Annotated in this window: 13 protein-coding genes; 4 read left to right on the top strand and 9 right to left on the bottom strand. The window is 50.7% G+C overall.

Annotation, left to right across the window (positions count from 1 at the left end; translation table 11 throughout):
* Positions 1-3: 3 nt before the first annotated feature.
* The 8 genes from KXJ70_RS07295 to KXJ70_RS07260 all read right to left on the bottom strand — a co-directional run bounded on the left by KXJ70_RS07295 (position 4) and on the right by KXJ70_RS07260 (position 9,894).
* The gene (locus KXJ70_RS07295) at positions 4-372 is read right to left on the bottom strand and encodes a BlaI/MecI/CopY family transcriptional regulator (RefSeq protein ID WP_219042759.1); all 369 of its coding nucleotides are present in this window, start codon (positions 370-372) and stop codon (positions 4-6) included.
* A 534-nt stretch (positions 373-906) separates the two neighbouring features.
* Complete coding sequence (locus KXJ70_RS07290) at positions 907-2,187, bottom strand: YncE family protein (RefSeq protein WP_219042758.1); 1,281 nt, start codon at positions 2,185-2,187, stop codon at positions 907-909.
* Positions 2,188-2,380: 193 nt separating this feature from the next.
* A complete protein-coding gene (locus tag KXJ70_RS07285; RefSeq protein ID WP_219042757.1) occupies positions 2,381-3,610 on the bottom strand; it encodes an NADH:flavin oxidoreductase in 1,230 nt (409 codons plus the stop codon).
* 342 nt (positions 3,611-3,952) lie between these two features.
* Positions 3,953-5,323 carry a membrane-bound lytic murein transglycosylase MltF gene (mltF, locus tag KXJ70_RS07280; RefSeq protein ID WP_219042756.1) on the bottom strand — a complete coding sequence of 457 codons (1,371 nt, stop codon included), beginning with the start codon at positions 5,321-5,323 and terminating at the stop codon, positions 3,953-3,955.
* Positions 5,324-5,557: 234 nt separating this feature from the next.
* Complete coding sequence (locus tag KXJ70_RS07275; protein ID WP_219042755.1) at positions 5,558-7,231, bottom strand: AMP-binding protein; 1,674 nt, start codon at positions 7,229-7,231, stop codon at positions 5,558-5,560.
* Between the two features lie 187 nt (positions 7,232-7,418).
* Positions 7,419-8,297: a sterol desaturase family protein gene (locus KXJ70_RS07270; RefSeq protein WP_219042754.1), complete on the bottom strand. Its 879-nt coding sequence runs from the start codon at positions 8,295-8,297 to the stop codon at positions 7,419-7,421.
* 238 nt (positions 8,298-8,535) lie between these two features.
* The gene (locus KXJ70_RS07265) at positions 8,536-8,688 is read right to left on the bottom strand and encodes a hypothetical protein (RefSeq protein WP_219042753.1); all 153 of its coding nucleotides are present in this window, start codon (positions 8,686-8,688) and stop codon (positions 8,536-8,538) included.
* A 381-nt stretch (positions 8,689-9,069) separates the two neighbouring features.
* Positions 9,070-9,894 (bottom strand): restriction endonuclease, encoded by an 825-nt coding sequence (locus KXJ70_RS07260; protein WP_219043115.1) that lies wholly within the window; start codon positions 9,892-9,894, stop codon positions 9,070-9,072.
* A 411-nt stretch (positions 9,895-10,305) separates the two neighbouring features.
* Between KXJ70_RS07260 and KXJ70_RS07255 the strand changes: the two genes are divergently transcribed.
* The 3 genes from KXJ70_RS07255 (at position 10,306) to KXJ70_RS07245 (ending at position 15,218) form a co-directional block, all read left to right on the top strand.
* Positions 10,306-13,287 carry an ImpA family metalloprotease gene (locus tag KXJ70_RS07255; protein ID WP_219042752.1) on the top strand — a complete coding sequence of 994 codons (2,982 nt, stop codon included), beginning with the start codon at positions 10,306-10,308 and terminating at the stop codon, positions 13,285-13,287.
* Positions 13,288-13,596: 309 nt separating this feature from the next.
* The gene (locus KXJ70_RS07250) at positions 13,597-14,931 is read left to right on the top strand and encodes a type II toxin-antitoxin system HipA family toxin (protein ID WP_219042751.1); all 1,335 of its coding nucleotides are present in this window, start codon (positions 13,597-13,599) and stop codon (positions 14,929-14,931) included.
* The gene (locus KXJ70_RS07245; protein ID WP_219042750.1) at positions 14,928-15,218 is read left to right on the top strand and encodes a helix-turn-helix transcriptional regulator; all 291 of its coding nucleotides are present in this window, start codon (positions 14,928-14,930) and stop codon (positions 15,216-15,218) included. Before KXJ70_RS07250 ends, KXJ70_RS07245 begins: the two co-directional genes overlap by 4 nt.
* 95 nt (positions 15,219-15,313) lie before the next feature.
* On the opposite strand, the gene KXJ70_RS07240 is transcribed toward KXJ70_RS07245, so the two are convergent.
* Positions 15,314-16,138 (bottom strand): restriction endonuclease, encoded by an 825-nt coding sequence (locus KXJ70_RS07240; RefSeq protein ID WP_219043114.1) that lies wholly within the window; start codon positions 16,136-16,138, stop codon positions 15,314-15,316.
* Between the two features lie 300 nt (positions 16,139-16,438).
* Here KXJ70_RS07240 and KXJ70_RS07235 point away from each other — a divergent pair, with 300 nt between their 5' ends.
* Entirely contained in the window at positions 16,439-17,506 is a 1,068-nt protein-coding gene (locus tag KXJ70_RS07235) for a hypothetical protein (RefSeq protein ID WP_219042749.1), read from the top strand.
* Positions 17,507-17,549 lie beyond the last annotated feature (43 nt).

The following is a 17,549-nucleotide window of genomic DNA, read 5'->3' as shown; positions in this document are numbered from 1 at the left end:
CTCCTAGTCGCGCTTACGTGCTTGATCAATTAGGCGTTGGAGCGTTTCGAGTTCGTCCGGCTTGAGCTCTTCTTGTTCCAGTAGCGCGGTGGCCGCATTAAAACCAGAGCCGCCAAAAAAGGTACTTACCAAACGTTTCAACGCTGAGCCACGCGCCTGCTGTAAGGGTTTGGCGGGTTGATATAACAATCGCTGTCCCTCTTGAATCGACACCACATCGCCTTTTTCGACCAAGCGTGCTAATAGTGCTCGCACCGCCGAGTATCCTGGCGCTTCGGGGATGGCGTCTTGAACATCCCGCGCACTAATCCGACCTTGCTCATAGAGCGCGTCCATAATCTGGCGCTCTCTGCGACTCAGCTTTTCTGCCATTTCATTGCTCTCGTTGTCTGCTAAAAATGTAGCATGTGCTAAAAAATTAGCATGTTATGAGATTAAGTCAAGTTTTGGTTTGAAAAAAGCGGGTTTGCTGCGGCCGATCTTATTGGAAATAATAAGGAAATAGTTTCTTTGGTGTCTGTGCAATAACCGATATTTTAAGTAAAACGGGTAGCGCTTCTGCTTAGAAGCAATATGGATTTTCGTTAAAACTTAAGCTGTTTGCGCGCCATCAGTTTGAATAAGGAAGCCTAAATCAGATTTGGATTGGGTGTAGTTTACGTATCGCCGTCGGTCAACGGCGGTGCAGGCAATGCGCAGCATTGAATGGCGAGACTTTAGTTAGTTTCGCGAAGTGACGATTTCATAAAAAATAATTTTTTATTTCGTGTAGCGTTGAGTTGCGGCGCGATTTTATTCGGTCACGATTTATGGGATGTTCATCATGGCAGCAACTGGCAAAGCCGTCGGTGGCCTTTGAATAGGACAAGTGCGGATCTCACTGCCGCACTTATCCATCCAATAGTCTTAACGCGCGGGCAGCAATAATTTGCCGGTGCGAATCCTTTGCGGGTGGTTACCTACCGGCACGGTGGCCACTTGCTCAGCCGTCTCAAAGTCGATGACGACAACGGTATCCTGTTCGCTGCTCGACACGTAACAGTGCTTGCCGTCTTCGCTTTCAGTTGACCAGTAAGGCTTGGAGCCCAGTGGCTCTTCTGACAGTGTAACAATGGTGTATTCGAAACTTTCCCGATCCACAATGGCCGCATAACCAGACATAGTGGCGGCAACACATAGCTTTGTGCCTGTGTGGTTGAGTGCCAAGCCGTGGTGGGCGGAATTAAGCTGGTATTGTCGCAGGGGCATCGCCTGAATTTGTGGCGGTACCGGCAATTCAAGGTGACGAGTGATGCGGTGTTTTTTCAGATCGTATTCGAAGAATCCGTGATAGAAGGAAATTTGCATATAGGCGTAGCTTTCATCAGGCATGATCGCCATAGGGCGCACTGCAGAATCCACCCAGTCCATGCCGTACTCCTCGAGCTTTTCGCGCATGTCCACGGTGTTTAGTACCTCGTAGGTGTTGGCGTCGGCAATGACAAAGCGACGTTCGCCCTTGAGTCCATCTAGCCAGTCGGCTGTTGTGGGTACGAACACGCGGCCAATAGAGGCATGGTAAATGCGTTGGCCGTCTTTGGAGTAGTTACTTTCGTGAGGCTGGTCGCCTGGGTAAAAGTTATCGACGATGTCGCCGGTGGCGGTATCAATGGCATGAACGACGCCACCGGTAGACGCAGAAATTAAAAAGATCTTGCCGTCTGGCGAGAGCGCAGCATGGTCAGAGCGAACGCCTTTCACCTTGGTGCGCCACGCGATTTTCCCGGTCGTGACGTCCAGTGCGATGGCATCGGCGAAACTTGGGCGAGACACAAATAGATAACGGCCATCTTTTGAGGGGAAAAGGTCGTCTACCAACTGGTCGTTGCCTTCGCCGATTACGGTGCGAATAAAACGCGCGGCAATGCGTCGATAGAGGCTGTCGTTAATCTCGGCAAAGCGCTCCTCAATATCCGGTACCAGGTTATAGCGCGCTAAAATCGCAAAGGATTCGGGGTCGAATACCTCGGCGGTGCCGTCCCAATTGCTGCCCACCACAACGGCGCTTTGCAGCTCTGCTGCAGCGCGGTCAACTGGAGTATTAGCCACAAGTGCAGGGCCGACTGGTGTCAGCGGGCGACTAATAAGAAACAAGCCAATGGCAAGCACCAGCAGTAATAACAGCAGTACAGTCTTGATCAGTCGCATTGCCACTCCCTCTATTAAGCAATGGGCGCGTAGATCGCGCCTAAATGTTAGCGATGATAACAAATCTGTAGGTATAAGTTTGTCAAATAGGTGACGGTTTGTTTTTGTGTGTGCGCCCCGCCCTCGATCCCGTCTAAGGGACTGAGGGCAAATTTATTGTTAAGTGTTTTGGAATTGCATTGAAGGGAAAATGCTACTCAGCGGCGCGAATTTTATTCAGTGCTGGATCGTTGGGTGTGTTTAACACACAGTAGGTGCCCGCTTCATTGTAGATCTGTGGAATACAGGCATTGCAGTTAGTGCAGCCTGACGCGGAGATTTCGCCACTTTTTAATTTGTTCACTAATGCGGCGTCGTGCAGCAGTACTCTAGCCATGACTACTGCATCAAAACCATCTGACATGGCCTGTTCGATATTTGCTAAGCTTTTAATTCCGCCCAGATAGGCAAGCGGCATTGTTACCGCCTCTCTAACCTTGAGGGAGTAATCCCGAAAATACATCTCTTTGAATTTTAGGTCTTTGGGTGTTCCCATCGCGGCGGCTTTCATTAACAGGCGCTGCAAGGGTTTGTACTTAAACACCTCAGCAAAGGCCTCTTGATTCATTGGGCTGCCAAACATAAACCACGTGGATTCCACATTGCGACCACCGGAAAGTACCAGCAAATCCGCTCCGGCCTCCTCCAGTACCTTCGCTGTAACCGCTGCATCTTCGGCGTTCGAACCGCGCCTCACACCATCGGCGACATTGATTTTGGCGATAACCGCGAGTTTGTCACCTACCGCTTGTTTAACAGCGCTAAGCACGCGGGCAGGAAAGCGCGCGCGATTTGCGGCATTACCACCGTACTCGTCACTGCGTTTGTTACTTAGCGGTGAAATAAATTGGTTCAGCAAGTAGCCGTGACCCATGTGAATTTCCACCGCGTCAAAGCCAGCGCGCTCGGCGAATTTTGCGCCCTCTGCAAATTCGTTGATCACTCGGCTCATATCGTCTTCGTTCATAGCCCGTTGCCAGATATTACCGTGGAATAGGCCTGCGACATTTAATCCGCTAGACGCGCTGATAGTGGGCCGAGGAACCCAGATACTGGTAACAAACGAGCCGCCGTGGGTGATTTGCAAAGACGCCTTGCCGCCCTCCGCGTGTATGGCATCAGTGATCGCCTTTAGGTCAGGTATCACCTCGTCGCGCAGCCAAAGTTGGTCAGGCAACGTGCGGCCAATCTTGGCTACTGCAGCATAGGCTAAGGTCGTTAAGCCCACGCCACCCGCTGCCAGTTCGCGATGGTGTTTGAGCAAGGCTTTGGTTGGGAAGCCCTTGCGGTACATATTTTCATTGGCACCAGACTTGATAAAACGGTTTGCCAAGGTGATGGGCCCGATAGTGAGAGGGCTAAACGCGGATTGGGGTGCTGGCATAATCAGGCTCTTTTGATGTTTATATTATGTGAGATCGAAATCAGCGTACTCGCTGAGCACTTATAAACGCCGGAATCAAGATTGAGCTCGCAAAAATAAACGAAGATCAACGTATCCTTGGGCGCCTACCATCTAATGGTGACAATGAGACAAGGATAGCCGCTATGGCCGAGATAGTGATCACCTGTATGGAGGAGGGATGTGAATTGGCAGTGTTCGCTAGGGGGTAGTTAGGCTGCTTTTATAGTTCTGCAAATATCTTAGGTGGATGGAAATTAGTTTAGCCATTCAATGCCGTCTAGCACAAACAAGCTTGTGTTTGCGCTAGGCGGCACCACTGGCTCAGTTGTCGTATTCTTTAATGATATCTTCGTAGTTGCGGATGCGTTGTACATAGCGCACCGGCTCTAAGCCCCGTGCGTATCCGTATTTTAAATCTTTGTAGTAACGCTTGTCCGACAGCATGGGCAGGACTTCTCTAAGATCAGACCACTTTTTGGGGTCTTTGCCGAGTTTCCGCGCTAAGGTCTGAGCATCGTGCATATGCGCTCGACCTATATTGTAGGCAGCCAATGCCATATAGGTGCGATCTGGTTCGGGAATCGCCTCGTCAAATTTTTCTCGCATCTGATCTAGATACAGGGCGCCAGCCGGAATGGCTTCCTTGGGGTTTAGGCGATCTTTTACGCCCAAAGATTTTGCGGTGTTTTGAGTCAGCATCATTATGCCTCTTACCCCGGTGGGGCTTTTGGCTTGGGCATCCCAATGCGATTCCTGGTAGGCCTGCGCGGCCATTAGCGATTCATCGATATTGTGCGTTTTAGCCGCTTTGGCAAAGATCGACTCATACTTAGGCAGCCGGTCTTCAATTCGCTTTGTTAAAGTGCGTATATCGACGAAATCAAACTGCTCTATGTAACTGTAATAACGGTTGTGTACTGTCTTGGCGATAGCTTTACCTGCGCTGCTATTCAGCCACGTATCCGCTTCAGATTTGAGTGATTTGCCACTGTTAGGCATCATCCAGGCTTGTGACTTCGGCTTGCTCACGTCTAGTAAAACTATAAGCTCTGGCATGAAGCGGCGATTCACGTCGACAATAGTTGAATCTGCTATGGTGCAATCAATTTTGCTATTCCACACTTTTTGCAATAGCGCTTCAGTGCCCGTTTGCGTATTACTTTTCCAACTTAACTGAGGGTTGCTAAGTTTAAGGGTCTCTAGTGTTTCTTCGTAGCTACTACCCGTGACTACCTCTATTGAGACCTTGCTAAGCTGCTCTAATGATTTCGCTACATTGCCACCACGTCGACAGACTAACTGCTCAGTAACGCTCTCAATTTGTTTAGTGAAAAGGAACTGTGATTTGCGTTGGTCCGTGATGGTGAGGCCAGACGCCGCCATATCGGCTTTTCCGGCTTTCAGCGCGGTCAACGTGTCGTTGATAGTTTCTTCAAGCACAACAACAAGCTTAACCCCAAGATGCTCGGCAAATGCCTCGGCCATCTGGTATTCCGGCCCAGCCGGATGGTTGTATTTATCTAAGTAGTAAATTGTAGGTGCATTGCGCATCAGCACTCTAAGTTCGCCAGAGGCCTTGATGTCACTGACTGCACGTACTTTACCATTCGCCGTCGAGCCATCATTGCCACATCCTGCTAAGGTCAGGCATACCAAGGTGGCCAAGGTACTGATGATGGGTTTTTTACGCATAATTAAGCCTTTTTCAGTCCACTACTAATCAGTACGGTAAGTTAGCCACTTCCGATTATTTTAAAACCACAATCTATTAATGGCATTTATTCTGCCTTCATAGCGCTGTTCTAACTGTAGTGCTGTGGCTCTTAATTTACAAAATTTGAAAAGAAGAATGCAGTCGTTTAAACCAAGCTGGAGTGTGAAAGGCTCAATGCCTAACTGCGTAGGCATTGAGCGTAAACTGCGGCACTACTCCCAGATTACCTTCTGCTGCTGTGAGTACCAGCCATCTGTTCGGTCGGCGTAGTGCTTTTCAATGACGTTGCGTTTGATCTTCATCGTCGGCGTGAGGAATTCGTTTTCGATGGTCCACACGTCCTTGACCACAACTAAAAACTGCAGATGTTCGTGTGGGTCTAGCTCGGCGTTGGCTTCTTCCATGGCCTGCATTAGTTCCTTCTCTACGGACTTGCGATCGGCGCCCTTGTCGAGTGCTACACGCAGATCTTCAGAGAGCAAAATCAGGGCGTGGGTGGCAGGCTGATTAGCACCGCCGACACAGGCCACTTCCACATTTGAACTTCTGCCAAGGCGGTTCTCGATGGGTACCGGCGCCACGTACTTGCCTTTGGATGTCTTGAACAATTCCTTGATACGACCGGTGATTCTGAGCTTGCCCTGTGCGTCGTACTCACCCATGTCACCGGTCTTGAAGAAGCCGTCGGCGGTGAAGGATTCAGCGGTTTTCTCCGGATCTTTGAAATAGCCCATCATGCCTGCGGGACTCTTGATTACTATCTCTCCATTGGCTTCAATGCGCGCCTCGACGCCTTCGTTGGGCCGCCCGACGTAGCCGATTTTGGACTCGCCAGGCCGTGTGACGTGTGAGATGCCGAAATCTTCGGACATGCCATAGCCTTCTAGCAACTCTAGGCCCAGGCTGCGGTACCATTCGACCGTTGTCGGTGGCAGCGGCGCCGAGCCGGTGGCAGCGAAGCGGCAATCCTGAAGGCCGAGCTGGATTAGGATCTTGTGCTTGACCTTCTTGCCGATAATGGGAATGCGAAAAAGGATTCGCTGTTTTTTCTTCGGTATCTTGGCGTCCACCGCGGATTCAAATTTGGTCCACAGTCGTGGCACGGAAAGAAAGCCAGTGGGTCGTGCGCGACGCAGGTCCGCCGGAAACGTTTGCAGGCTTTCTGCAAAGAAGACTTTGAAACCCGCGTAACAGGACGGAATTTCCACGCCCATGCGCTCGTAGATGTGCGCCAGTGGCAGATACGACAGGCAGCGATCCTCCTGGCCGAACCCGAGAATTTTGGAATAGATCTCTCCAACGACACGGAATGTATTGAAACTATGCATCACGCCTTTGGGCTGGCCAGTGCTGCCTGAGGTGTAGACGATGGTGGCCATTTCCTGCGGATCGCGTTCAATATCGCCGGCCAGCGGCGTCTGCGTAGCGCAAAGCGTAGCCCAGTCGGTATAGCCGGTATCAGTGGGCGCCAGCGGCAAAACCACACCGGGTAGATCTTTGGGAATACCGCCGCGCATCATCTCCCAGTCATCAAGTTTGCCGATGAACACCAGCCGTGCCTCGCTGTGGTCAAGAATGTAGCGCACAGTTTCGGCATTGAGTGTGGGATACAGCGGTACGGTGACATGACCTGCCATCCAGATCGCCCAGTCGGCCAGCATCCAGTGCGCGCTGTTTTTACCGATCAGAGCAATCTGACTTTTGTCTGGCAGGTTCAAGGACTTTAAATACGCGGCCATGCGTCGCACTTGGTCCATGCACTGTGCCCAAGTCAATTCTTCGACTTCCCCGTTGCCTATGGGCTGCACAAAGTGAACGGCGTTCGGCGCGGTTTTTTCCCAGTGATAGAGGCGAGAAAGAATGGAGTTTTGAGTCGCAGTGGTCATCGCAATTGGATCCATATCAAATTGATGTGGCCACCCGAGGATTCCCCGTCATACACGAGGTTGCCGAAGAGCAGCGTTGGTCAAAGCTGTTGAGCAATCTCGCGCCGCGCTTGCGATGCATGCCAGTATTACAGCATTCAATATAGGCTCGAGCAAGCGGGGCAATATTGAGTTCAGTTAGGTCCCTTCATAGATTATTTTTATGCGCTTTAAAAGGCACCGAAAGTTGCGACCACCAGCTGGCTGGAATGGAGTCATTATCGATTCCAAGACGCTCCGGGCCAGATCTTTTTGTATCACGGAATCGGGTACCAAACACAACATCCCAAAACAGGAAGTTGCTACCGTAATTATGATTTGCCTCAGACACCTTCTGCGAATGATGCCAGCGATGCATTTCGCCAACGCTGAAGATCCAGGTTAATGGACCTAGTTTAAAGTTGATATTCGCGTGCTGGAACAGGCCAAGTAAGGAGTTCGCCAATCCCACCAGCGCCAACACTTCCGCGCTTGCACCGGCCAGTGCCAGCGGCACCGCATTGATGACACCGCGAAACACCACTTCGCCAAAATGGGCTCGCGTTGCGTTAAGCCAGTACAGTCTTGTTGGGTTGTGGTGAATGGCATGAAAGCGCCAAAGGAACGGTACTTCGTGTAGCCATCGATGAGGCCAGTAGTCGAAAAACTCCACGACTATGCAGGCCAACATAAACTGAGCGAGCAATGGCCACTCTGAGGGCCATAGACCTATGCCCAAGGCATTCGACAACATGGCGCCGCCCAGCACAACCCCGGCGGCGACCAAGGGCTGCACCAGCGCGTTGATGCCAAAGTAGCTGGGCAGATACAGCAAGTCCGCGCGCAGGTCGCCTTGACTTTGGTTCCACTCTTTACGGTAGGGAAGTAAACGCTCGAACGTCACCACCAGCACTAGGCTCGTAAATGTTCCGATCCCAGCGACCAAACTCGGCGCGTGGCCGGCGTCGATAGCCCATACTGCGCCAAGCAGCACCGCCGCAACCGTCACCGGAAAGACAGACCATGAAATGACATCACGCGCTTTCATTTATTACTCACAGCAGTTCTTATTTTTATACGAGAATACGTTAGTTTGCATGCTTGTTGAATAGTATTTAATTTTGCGCCATTAAAAACAGAAATTTATATGATGGATTGACCCAGTTATCTACCTGTGAGTATTAAATTTAGAAGCGAAAGTATTACTCGCCGTTGATCATTTAGATATGAAAACCCTTGCTTAGTATTTGATGAAAATCAACATCTCGCAAACTTTTTACCTTGAGTCATAAATCAAAGAACTGCCCCTGACGGCGTGCTGGATCAAAATTTAGCCATAGACCGGTTTCGTTCTGAAGCTGGTCTATGGTGATATCGAATATGCTCTGTTTGTCAAGTGCGTTATTCATAACTTCAACGTGGCGGAATGTGTTGTTCATTAATCTGTCATGTTCATAATTTGTGAACAATAGTATTTTATGAAAAAAGATGGGCGATGTTCACTTGCTGTGGCTGTTCAATAATAATGAACGCTCGCTGCGAATGAACAGTGGTGGGGAGACAATGAGTTGGGTCGCAGAATTTATTGCGGATCTAGTTGCTCGGGGGAAGAAATCACTTCATGGATAAGCCCTCGTTGTGGCGGGCTTTTACTTTGACTCGAAATATAAAAAGTTTCGAATGAGCACATGAGTTATAGGTTCTGGCTATCCTTCGCGGTGGATCTTTCATCTTGTTTCGTAGCGGAATTATTAAAGTTATTTTTGCGCGACTTTTTCAGGAAATGCTTCCAGAAAAATTGTCTGCTTCAGTTAGGCTTGTTAAAGCGGTCGCGTACCCCGGCAGGTAGGGAAGTTTGTGCATCCCCAGAACTGTTTTCCTGACTGCACTCCCTTTTTCGCGACGCGATTAACCATGGGTTTATAGCATAACGGGCAGTCGGGTATCGCAGGGCGTATCGGCGTCATCTTAGGTTGAATCCGGGCATTTCCAATGCTTCTCTTGTTCATTTGTTTGCTGAGCTGCTGGCCATCGATAAGCCTTATGTTCCTGCCTTCAACGAAGCGTTTAGCGTCAGCAGTAAATTGTCCGGTAGTGGCAACAAAGCCTCCCACGGCGCCCTCTGCGGCGATAGCGCCGTAAAGTTCTCTCACAACGGGCACGCCGACTTTGATGGATCGCCAGTGCTTACATTGCACCAGATACTTCTCGCCACCTTTCCTTAGTACCAAATCTACACCGCCGTCGGCGCCTTGCGTGCCGCGCTCTTCAACCTGATAGCCTTGCTCCCTGAAGATGGCGCCAACTAGCTGCTCAAATTGCTGCCATGAGAGCGTACCGAGGCCCTTGGGCTGGGTTCTGGTTTGTGCCAGTAAATCCTTACCTCGGCGGCGTTGCATGAAACTGGCAAGGGCACCAAATAGCAGCGCCCCAGGCACTAGATATTGGCCGACCAACCCGATAAATCTAACGACCTGTATAAACACGACTTTAGATAGGTCTTGCGGGCCGGTAACGACAGGCGGATCAATCAGGGAGAGTTGGTGTAAAGCAATTGCGGAGCCAAAGGCAAGGATGAGGCTTAGCTTCCAAGGAAGTTTTGCACCCAGAGTAAAAAGATCTTCCATGATAGTGGATTTAGCCATCGCCTGTTTTTTAGCGGCTAGTTTAGTAGATGTAGTTTGCGTTAAGTTATAGGCTGGAACAAGTTGGAATTAACTTCGTTTCGCTGGGGTTTGAAAGACTGACGCCGACGTGCGTTCATGACTGTTCATAGGGCGATCTGATCTTTGGTTTTGGACTTGAAGCATAAATCAAAGACTGACCCTCGAAGTTTTGAATCATATATCAAAGGCTTGATCCATATGGCCCCAGAAGACCCTTAGCACATCGAGGAATCGCCGCGTAGTAGGGGTAATTACTGGTGCGCATTGTCCTGATAAATGAGACGTAGTTCCTAAGATGGCGAATTCAAAGAGATTATGATTTTTAACGCCAATAATACATTGCGTTAGATTTTTTGCGCTAAATCACGACACACTCTTTGAAGCCTTTATATGACAAATGTTACCCGTGCTTACCTGTTTATTATTTTGCTCACCCTTGTTGCCTGTGGAGGGGGCGGCTCCGGGGGCGGTGCGGGTGATCGAGTCTCACCGCCGGATCGTGACAATGATGGTATTTATGACTCGGTGGATAACTGTCCTGATGTCATCAACCCCTCGCAACAGGACGGTAATGCCAATGGAATAGGCGATGCTTGCGAGGGCGAAGCTCCGTTGGAAACCGTATTACGGACAGGGGACGTTTTTGCCGTCGCGGGCTACGATCCCAAGGCCGATTTGATCAATACCGCCATTGCTGAAAATAGTGCGCTTGAGGAAAGTGTGGCAGATCTGGTCTCTGGCGTGTTTGGTAGTGGCGCCATTTCTTATCAGATTCCAAACCGCACAAGCTATGTGTCGGCGCCGAGCTATCGTCGCAAGGCGAATGGTCAGATTCCCCTGCTCATGCAGAATGGAGGGCGCGTACAGGCAATGGCGGGCGTTTATAAGCAACAGCATGCGCGCTATAGTTTATTTGGTAGCAATCCCCCCTTACTGTTCAGTCAGGGGCTCAACCAGAGTTTTGAATCAGCATTTCGTCGGCTAGTTGCTTGGCTATTGGGTGATACCGCGGGTGACGAATCGTCCTTGCAGTCATCGCTTACCGTGTTGGTAGCGCGAACTCAAAATACGGCTGTGATTCAAGCCTGGTTCCAGGCTGCTTTGCCCAATTCTAGTGTCAACACGTGCAGTAAAACCGCGGAGCTTAATACCTGTACCAGTGGTGTTGATTTGATTGTGTTGGGTAAGAATGGCGCGGAAGAAACGCTAGACGGCGATGTGTTGGCGTTAAAGCAGCAGCTGCAAGCGGGAGTGCCTGTGCTGTATTTGCATACCGGACAGGAACACGCGACTTCTGCTTCTAAAGCTTATTCAGCCATTTTCGGGGCTGATTTGCCGGGCCCTGGAAATTATTTTCTCAGCGAAGCGAACCGGAATAGCGAGTGGAATAATGCGGGGGAGTTAATCGCGGCACTGCAGGCCGATAGCGTGGGGATCAACGCCGTACTTGCCCATGTGTTAAATGGAGACTTCTCCTTTGATCTGGCGGCAGGATTGTCGGGCGACACGGTGGATACGTCATCCGTCTTTGGCTTTGAGGATAACTTTGATCGGGGCGCATCGGCACTGCGTACCCTGATGCGGGCGATGGACAGCGATAAAGTCCGCATTTTTGATGAGGCCTTGGCGGATTACCGCCGGGAGCGTGCTTACGCCCTGTTGGGTGATCGTTTGCGTCAAGATGTTGTGTTTCCAATGGATATCCTCGAATCCGACCAGAATGATTTTTTCAGCAGTTACCTGGCGGATCATCTGGTTTATAACGAGCGTGATATTTCGGCTAGGCAACCGGACAGGGGATTTCAGGGCTCCAGCGATTACCTGCAAGTGACGCCCAAGAATTATAGCGTCAGCATTCCAACGCGGTTTTACGGCCGCAAACCAACCGGGGCCTACGTGCTACCTGGGCAGGCGTTTTCGGTCACGCGCACAGATAATAACAGTGATATTTCGGTGACGCTGTTCTGGAATATACAGTTTCCTGGCGCGGTATATGCGTTCCGCACCAGCGATTCGCGGGATCATTACAATATGCCCAAATACCTGCAGTCGGTATTCTATGAGCTGTCGCCAGGAGAAACATTGAATTTGAGTTCCTCCTACGGTGGGGTGGTTCACATCACTCACTCGAAAGTGGACCCAGCCGATCGCACTATTGACCTGAGCTTTGCCAATATCGGAACCCATCCCTTCTATAACGGCCCGGACACCGCCACGGATTTTTACGCGGGGATGGCCTCGGGTGATTATGAATGGGCAGAGATAGTGACCCCGGAGACTTATGTGACATCGCCCTTGGCGCCATTACAAGACAGCCTCGATCAACTGACTGATCGCATGGGCTGGGATGTCGATGACGTGGCGAGAGTCGCAAGCGACTATTACTACAATGAGATGTTTCGCCTGAGTGGCTATATCGGATTTGATATACCCCAGCGCTCTACCGCGATCGCGAATTTCTGCGCCAGCAAAGGTTGGGAGTGTGGTAATAGTGATATTCACGGTGTGGCGGGCAGTGTAGAAGGGAATATTCGCCAATACATTACCAACTGTGGCAGCTTTGGTGGGTGTAGTAATCAGCCCGTGACCTATACCTGGTCCTGGGATCCCCTGGGAGCAGGCCCGGTACATGAGCGCGGACATCACCTGGAGGGGAATAGTGGGGCGGACTATCACCGCTTTGCGCCACTGGATAATCACCAGCTCACCAATACTTGGCGGGCAGCGCTACCGTATTTTTACTACCGCGATACCGGCGGCGCCTCGGGTGGGAATATCGGCGCATGTGGTGTAGAGCGCAACGAGCATAGGACTAACGGGCGACGCTATGACTTCCTGCAGGCGGCCCAAAACTCGGGTGATCCTGTCACCTATATGAATGACAATGTCTGGTCGACCGGCGAGGCCAGCGCGATGAACCGCGCTATCATTACCCAGCTTGCAGCGCACGCAGCGGATCAGGGTGGCTTCGCCGAAGGTTGGGATTACTTCCCGCTGGTGTTAACAATGGCTAGGGAGTTCAAAACCAAACTCGATGAAGGCGAAGCCGCCTTTGACGCAGTAAAAGCAAAATACGGTTTTGGCCTCTACAGTCACGCAGAAGCCCAAGAGCTCGTCAGCAATCGCGATGGGAGGCGGTCCTGGTTTCTGATTGCCTATTCCCTGATTACCGGAAAAGATCAGCGCAATTACTTCACAATGTTGGGCTGGGACTATACCGCCAAGGCGGCGTCACAGGTGCAGGCGTTGCTGCTGTTGCCCGCCGCGAAGCAGTTCTATGCCTTTGACGACGTCTGCAGTATTGCCAATGCAGTCGCGGTGCCGGTAGACGGTGTCAGTACCTGGCCAGTGACGCGACCTACTGTATATTAAGATTTGTGGCGTGGTCGCGGGTGCGGGCGAGCAGTGGTCTTTTGCGGTGTAGATTTGCATCCCCATTGGCTCAAAATTCTGTGCAAATAAACACCATTATAATGGCTAGTATTTTGATGGAGTCACTATTTTTGGATATTAAAATGGCTTAATTTACTAAATTCTGGTGTTCGGGTTCTTGGTTCGGGTTAGCTATGGTGCTGCTAGGGCAGCGGTAATAAATTTTTGGTCATCATAATGGCTTATTAATTTGACTGTCATTCATTTTTTAGCTATTTTAATATCTTATTTGTTGTTTCGGGGTGTTTTGTGGATACCGCCACAATTGAAATTTATCGTAACGGCGAATGGCTGAAAGCCGCCACCATCTCTGTGGCTGGCCCTAGTCACCTCGATTCGTCTCGCCTGCAATATGACGATGACTATGCGATCGCCCAGATTAAAGAGGGTACCGAAAAAGCCGCTGGGCTTGCCTGCAACTATCCCGTTGAGCTGTTGATTCGCGATATTGCCAGTTGGCCAGCGTTTCTTTTGGATGTTCTTCCCAGCGGCGCAGGCCGAGATCACTGGGTGAAACGCCTAGGGATAACAGACGGCTACGACGCAGACCTGGAGTTGCTTTTGCATGGCGCCGGCTCGCCGCCAGGTCATCTGCGTATTCGCGAAGCGGTATTGGCTCGCGATCCTAATATGCAGGCACCGGGGTCAGACGGTGTTGCAGTTACAATGTCTGACCACCCGGGCTTCACACTCGATGAGATTTGTGAGCGCCAGGAACATTTTATTGAATACGCTTACCAAAATGGTGCCCACACCTCCGGTGCATCAGATGTGGCGGGCGTTGCCCCAAAGTTTTTAATGGTGCTTGATGAAGCCGGTCGCTGGCATGCAGAGGGCGCACTGCCTGATGCGGCCATAGCCTCGTCGTGGCTAATTAAGTTTCCGCGCGGAAAAACCGACAGTGACCGGCTGGTGCTGCGTTTAGAGGCCACCTATATGAAGTTGGCCAAAGCACTTGGTATTCGGGTGCATGACGAGTTGCAGTGGACTAGAAATACCCTGTTGATTCCACGCTTTGACCGTCCTCGCACGGCACAAGGACTTCAGCGTATTGGCATGGAGAGCCTATTGTCCTTGGCTGAAATTTGTCGTTACGGCGGGGAAGCGGGAGGCACACCTTCGCACAACGTGCTGCTCAACGCCTTGATCGCTCATACCACTGACCCGCAGCGAGAAGTAACGGAGTACATTAGGCGCGATTCTTTGAACATTGCTCTTGGCAACAAAGACAACCATGGCCGAAATACCGCTGTGTTTCGCCATCAGGATGGTCGCGTCGAGCTGACCCCATTATTTGATTTTGCACCAATGTACTTAGACCCCGAGGGCATTGCGAGAGTGAGCCGGTGGGAAGGCGATCAGGAAAAAGGCGGCATCCCGGTTTGGGACAAAGTGATTGCTGCCATGCCGGCAATGATCAACAAAAAGGTTCTCATTGCAGAGCTTAATGCGTTTGGTCATCGCCTGGCGACGTTGCCTGATATTATGGCGCGGGAGGCGATTGAACCGGTGGTAATAGCGCAGCGCAAACACGCTATTGAGCGGGAGGCATCTGCACTCATAGACCTAAAGGTGATCTCATGAAGCGCCCTAATAATCCCACCGAGAAAAAGTTGGAACTGCAACGGCAGCTCGCAGATGGCGAACTCACCCTGGGCCAAGCTGCGCGAAAAATGCGCAAAATTGTCGGCATGACCCAAGAAGAATATGCCAAAAATGTGTTGCGTATTGCGCCCCGCGCCTTAATGGAAGTAGAGCGTGATAAGGGCAATCCAACGCTGGAAACCCTTAAGAAAATTGCCAGACCTTTTGGGCTAGAGGTGGGTTTTATTATTCCCGCCTCGCGGAAGCCGAGTAAGGGCGGTAGTTAGAGAGCGTGTGATTTATAAGTTGAGAATTTTACTGCTACTCAAAATATTATAATTTCAATAATAGTGCGTGCATTAAAAACTCGCGCTCACCTGCGCTAAAGCGGTCGCGTGCCTCGGCAAGCTGGAAAATTTGTACACCCCCAGAACCGCTTCCCCGATTGTGCTCCCTTTTTCGCTACGCGACTAATCATGGGTTTAGCGCATAAAGGACAGTCGGGTATTGCCGGGCGCAACGGCGTTATCTTGGCTTGAACGTTAGCAGTATTAACGCTGTTCTTTTTCATCTGTTTACTGAGTTGCTGGCCATCGATCAGCTTTACATTGCGGCCTTCAATAAAGCGTTTGGCATCGGCGGTAAACTGTCCGGTAGTGGCAACAAAACCTCCTACGGCACCCTCTGCCGCCATGGCGCCGTATAGCTCTCTTACAACCGGTACGCCAACTTTAAGAGATCGCCAGTGCTTGCATTGAACCAGATACTTTTCGCCGGCTTTCCTTAGTACCAAATCTACGCCGCCGTCGGCACCTTGCCTGCCGCGCTCTTCAACCTGATAGCCTTGCTCCCTGAAGATGGCGCCAACTAGCTGCTCAAATTGCTGCCATGAGAGCGTACCGAGGCCCTTGGGCTGGGTTCTGGTTTGCGCGAGCAAATCCTTGCCTCGACGGCGTTGCATGAAACCCGCAAGGGCACCAAATAGCAGTGCCGCTGGCACTAGATATTGGCCGAATAATCCGAAAACTCTTGCGGCCTGTACAAACACGACCTTGGATAAATCATGCAGTCCAGTAGAGGCAGGTGGTTCAATGAGGGAGAGTTGGTGTAAAGCAATTGCGGAGCCAAAGGCGAGGGCGAGGCTCAACTTCCAAGGAAGCTTGGCACCTAGGGTAAAAAGATCATCCATGATAGTGGATTTAGCCATCGCCTGTTCCTTAGCGGCTAGTTTAGTAGATGTAGTTTGCGTTAAGTTATAGGCTGGAACAAGTTGGAATTAACTTCGTTTCGCTGGGGTTTGAAAGACTAACGCCGACGTGCGTTCATGACTGTTCATAGGGCGATCTGATCTTTGGTTTTGGACTTGAAGCATAAATCAAAGACCTGACCCTCGAAGTTTTGTCGATTTGGAGTTGTTATGAGTGTTATAGCTAAATATCGCTGCCTGAAATGAGGCTGAAAGCCTAATTCTCTGTATAAAATCCCATTGAAGATTTTTGGTCGTTTGATGAATAAATTAAGAATCCTTGCAGGGCAAACCGCATTTGATCATATCCGGCAGCACGGCCTTCAACAGTCTGATGTCAGCGCCATTTTCGGTGCATCGGGCGCAGCAAAGTGGTTGGCTATATACGGATTAGATCGGGCGATATTTTCGGAATGGCTGACCGATGTTGATCACCCCATTGATGTTTTTGGTACCTCTATCGGTGCCTTTAAACTCGCGGCGGCCTGTCGCCGTGATGCAGCGGCAGCTTTAGATAACTTGGCTACCGCTTATATAGAGCAATCTTATCCACACGGTATTACGGCCGATTACATCGACCAGGAAACAAAAAAGATACTCGACCTTGTGCTGGGCGGAGGCGGTAGTGAAGAGATACTCTCCCACCCTCAATTTCGATATCACTGCGGCACGGTATTGGCGCGTGGTTTACTAGGTAGGGATACTGTTTCTAGCCAGAAAATCGCGATGGTAAAGGCCTTCTTGCTAAGTGGTTTGGGTCGCAATGCCAATATTGGAGCGATGGAGCGCGTTATTTTTTCCGATGTCAGGGCCAATGGTGCCGTGCGGGCGTCGGACCGGTATGTGACGCACTATGCCCCGCTGTCACCGCAAAACTTGCACAGAGCGGTACAGGCATCGGGGTCGATTCCGGTGATTATGGCCGGTGTTAGCGATATAGCCGGTGGCCCTTTGGGGACTCATCGAGATGGTGGCTTGTTGGATTACCACCCGCTGCCGGGAAGTTTATGGCAGGGCGGGGGCATTGTGCTGTATCCGCATTTTTACACCGAAGCGATAGCGGGCTGGTTTGATAAATACTTCTCGTGGCGAAAAACACCCGCTTCACAGTTAGATAAGGCCGTGTTGCTAGCACCTTCAGAGGAATTCATAGCGTCCACCGACTTGGGGCGCATCCCGGATCGTAGAGATTTTTTGCGGATGCAACATGATGATGCCAAGCGTAAACGGCTTTGGCAGGACTCAGCAACGCGCAGCCTGGAGTTGGGTGAGGAATTTTTACAGCTGGTTCAATCCGGTGATATTGCACAGCGGGTAGAATTAATTTAAGCATGCCAAACATAGCACTGCCCTGAATTGCTCATTGGGGAAC

The sequence above is a fragment of the Zhongshania aquimaris genome (genome assembly GCF_019312595.1).
Lineage (GTDB): Bacteria > Pseudomonadota > Gammaproteobacteria > Pseudomonadales > Spongiibacteraceae > Spongiibacter > Spongiibacter aquimaris.
Note: the sequence above shows the minus strand (reverse complement) of the source record. Positions and strands in the feature narration are given on the sequence as shown.

What these genes read in the sequence shown, in the direction of transcription:
- KXJ70_RS07295 (WP_219042759.1), bottom strand. Translation starts at nt 372, where the DNA reads ATGGCAGAAAAGCTGAGTCGCAGAGAGCGCCAGATTATGGACGCGCTC.
- KXJ70_RS07285 (WP_219042757.1), bottom strand. Translation starts at nt 3,610, where the DNA reads ATGCCAGCACCCCAATCCGCGTTTAGCCCTCTCACTATCGGGCCCATC.
- KXJ70_RS07255 (WP_219042752.1), top strand. Translation starts at nt 10,306, where the DNA reads ATGACAAATGTTACCCGTGCTTACCTGTTTATTATTTTGCTCACCCTT.
- KXJ70_RS07240 (WP_219043114.1), bottom strand. Translation starts at nt 16,138, where the DNA reads ATGGCTAAATCCACTATCATGGATGATCTTTTTACCCTAGGTGCCAAG.
- KXJ70_RS07270 (WP_219042754.1), bottom strand. Translation starts at nt 8,297, where the DNA reads ATGAAAGCGCGTGATGTCATTTCATGGTCTGTCTTTCCGGTGACGGTT.
- KXJ70_RS07265 (WP_219042753.1), bottom strand. Translation starts at nt 8,688, where the DNA reads ATGAACAACACATTCCGCCACGTTGAAGTTATGAATAACGCACTTGAC.
- KXJ70_RS07245 (WP_219042750.1), top strand. Translation starts at nt 14,928, where the DNA reads ATGAAGCGCCCTAATAATCCCACCGAGAAAAAGTTGGAACTGCAACGG.
- KXJ70_RS07235 (WP_219042749.1), top strand. Translation starts at nt 16,439, where the DNA reads ATGAATAAATTAAGAATCCTTGCAGGGCAAACCGCATTTGATCATATC.
- KXJ70_RS07275 (WP_219042755.1), bottom strand. Translation starts at nt 7,231, where the DNA reads ATGACCACTGCGACTCAAAACTCCATTCTTTCTCGCCTCTATCACTGG.
- mltF (WP_219042756.1), bottom strand. Translation starts at nt 5,323, where the DNA reads ATGCGTAAAAAACCCATCATCAGTACCTTGGCCACCTTGGTATGCCTG.
- KXJ70_RS07260 (WP_219043115.1), bottom strand. Translation starts at nt 9,894, where the DNA reads ATGGCTAAATCCACTATCATGGAAGATCTTTTTACTCTGGGTGCAAAA.
- KXJ70_RS07290 (WP_219042758.1), bottom strand. Translation starts at nt 2,187, where the DNA reads ATGCGACTGATCAAGACTGTACTGCTGTTATTACTGCTGGTGCTTGCC.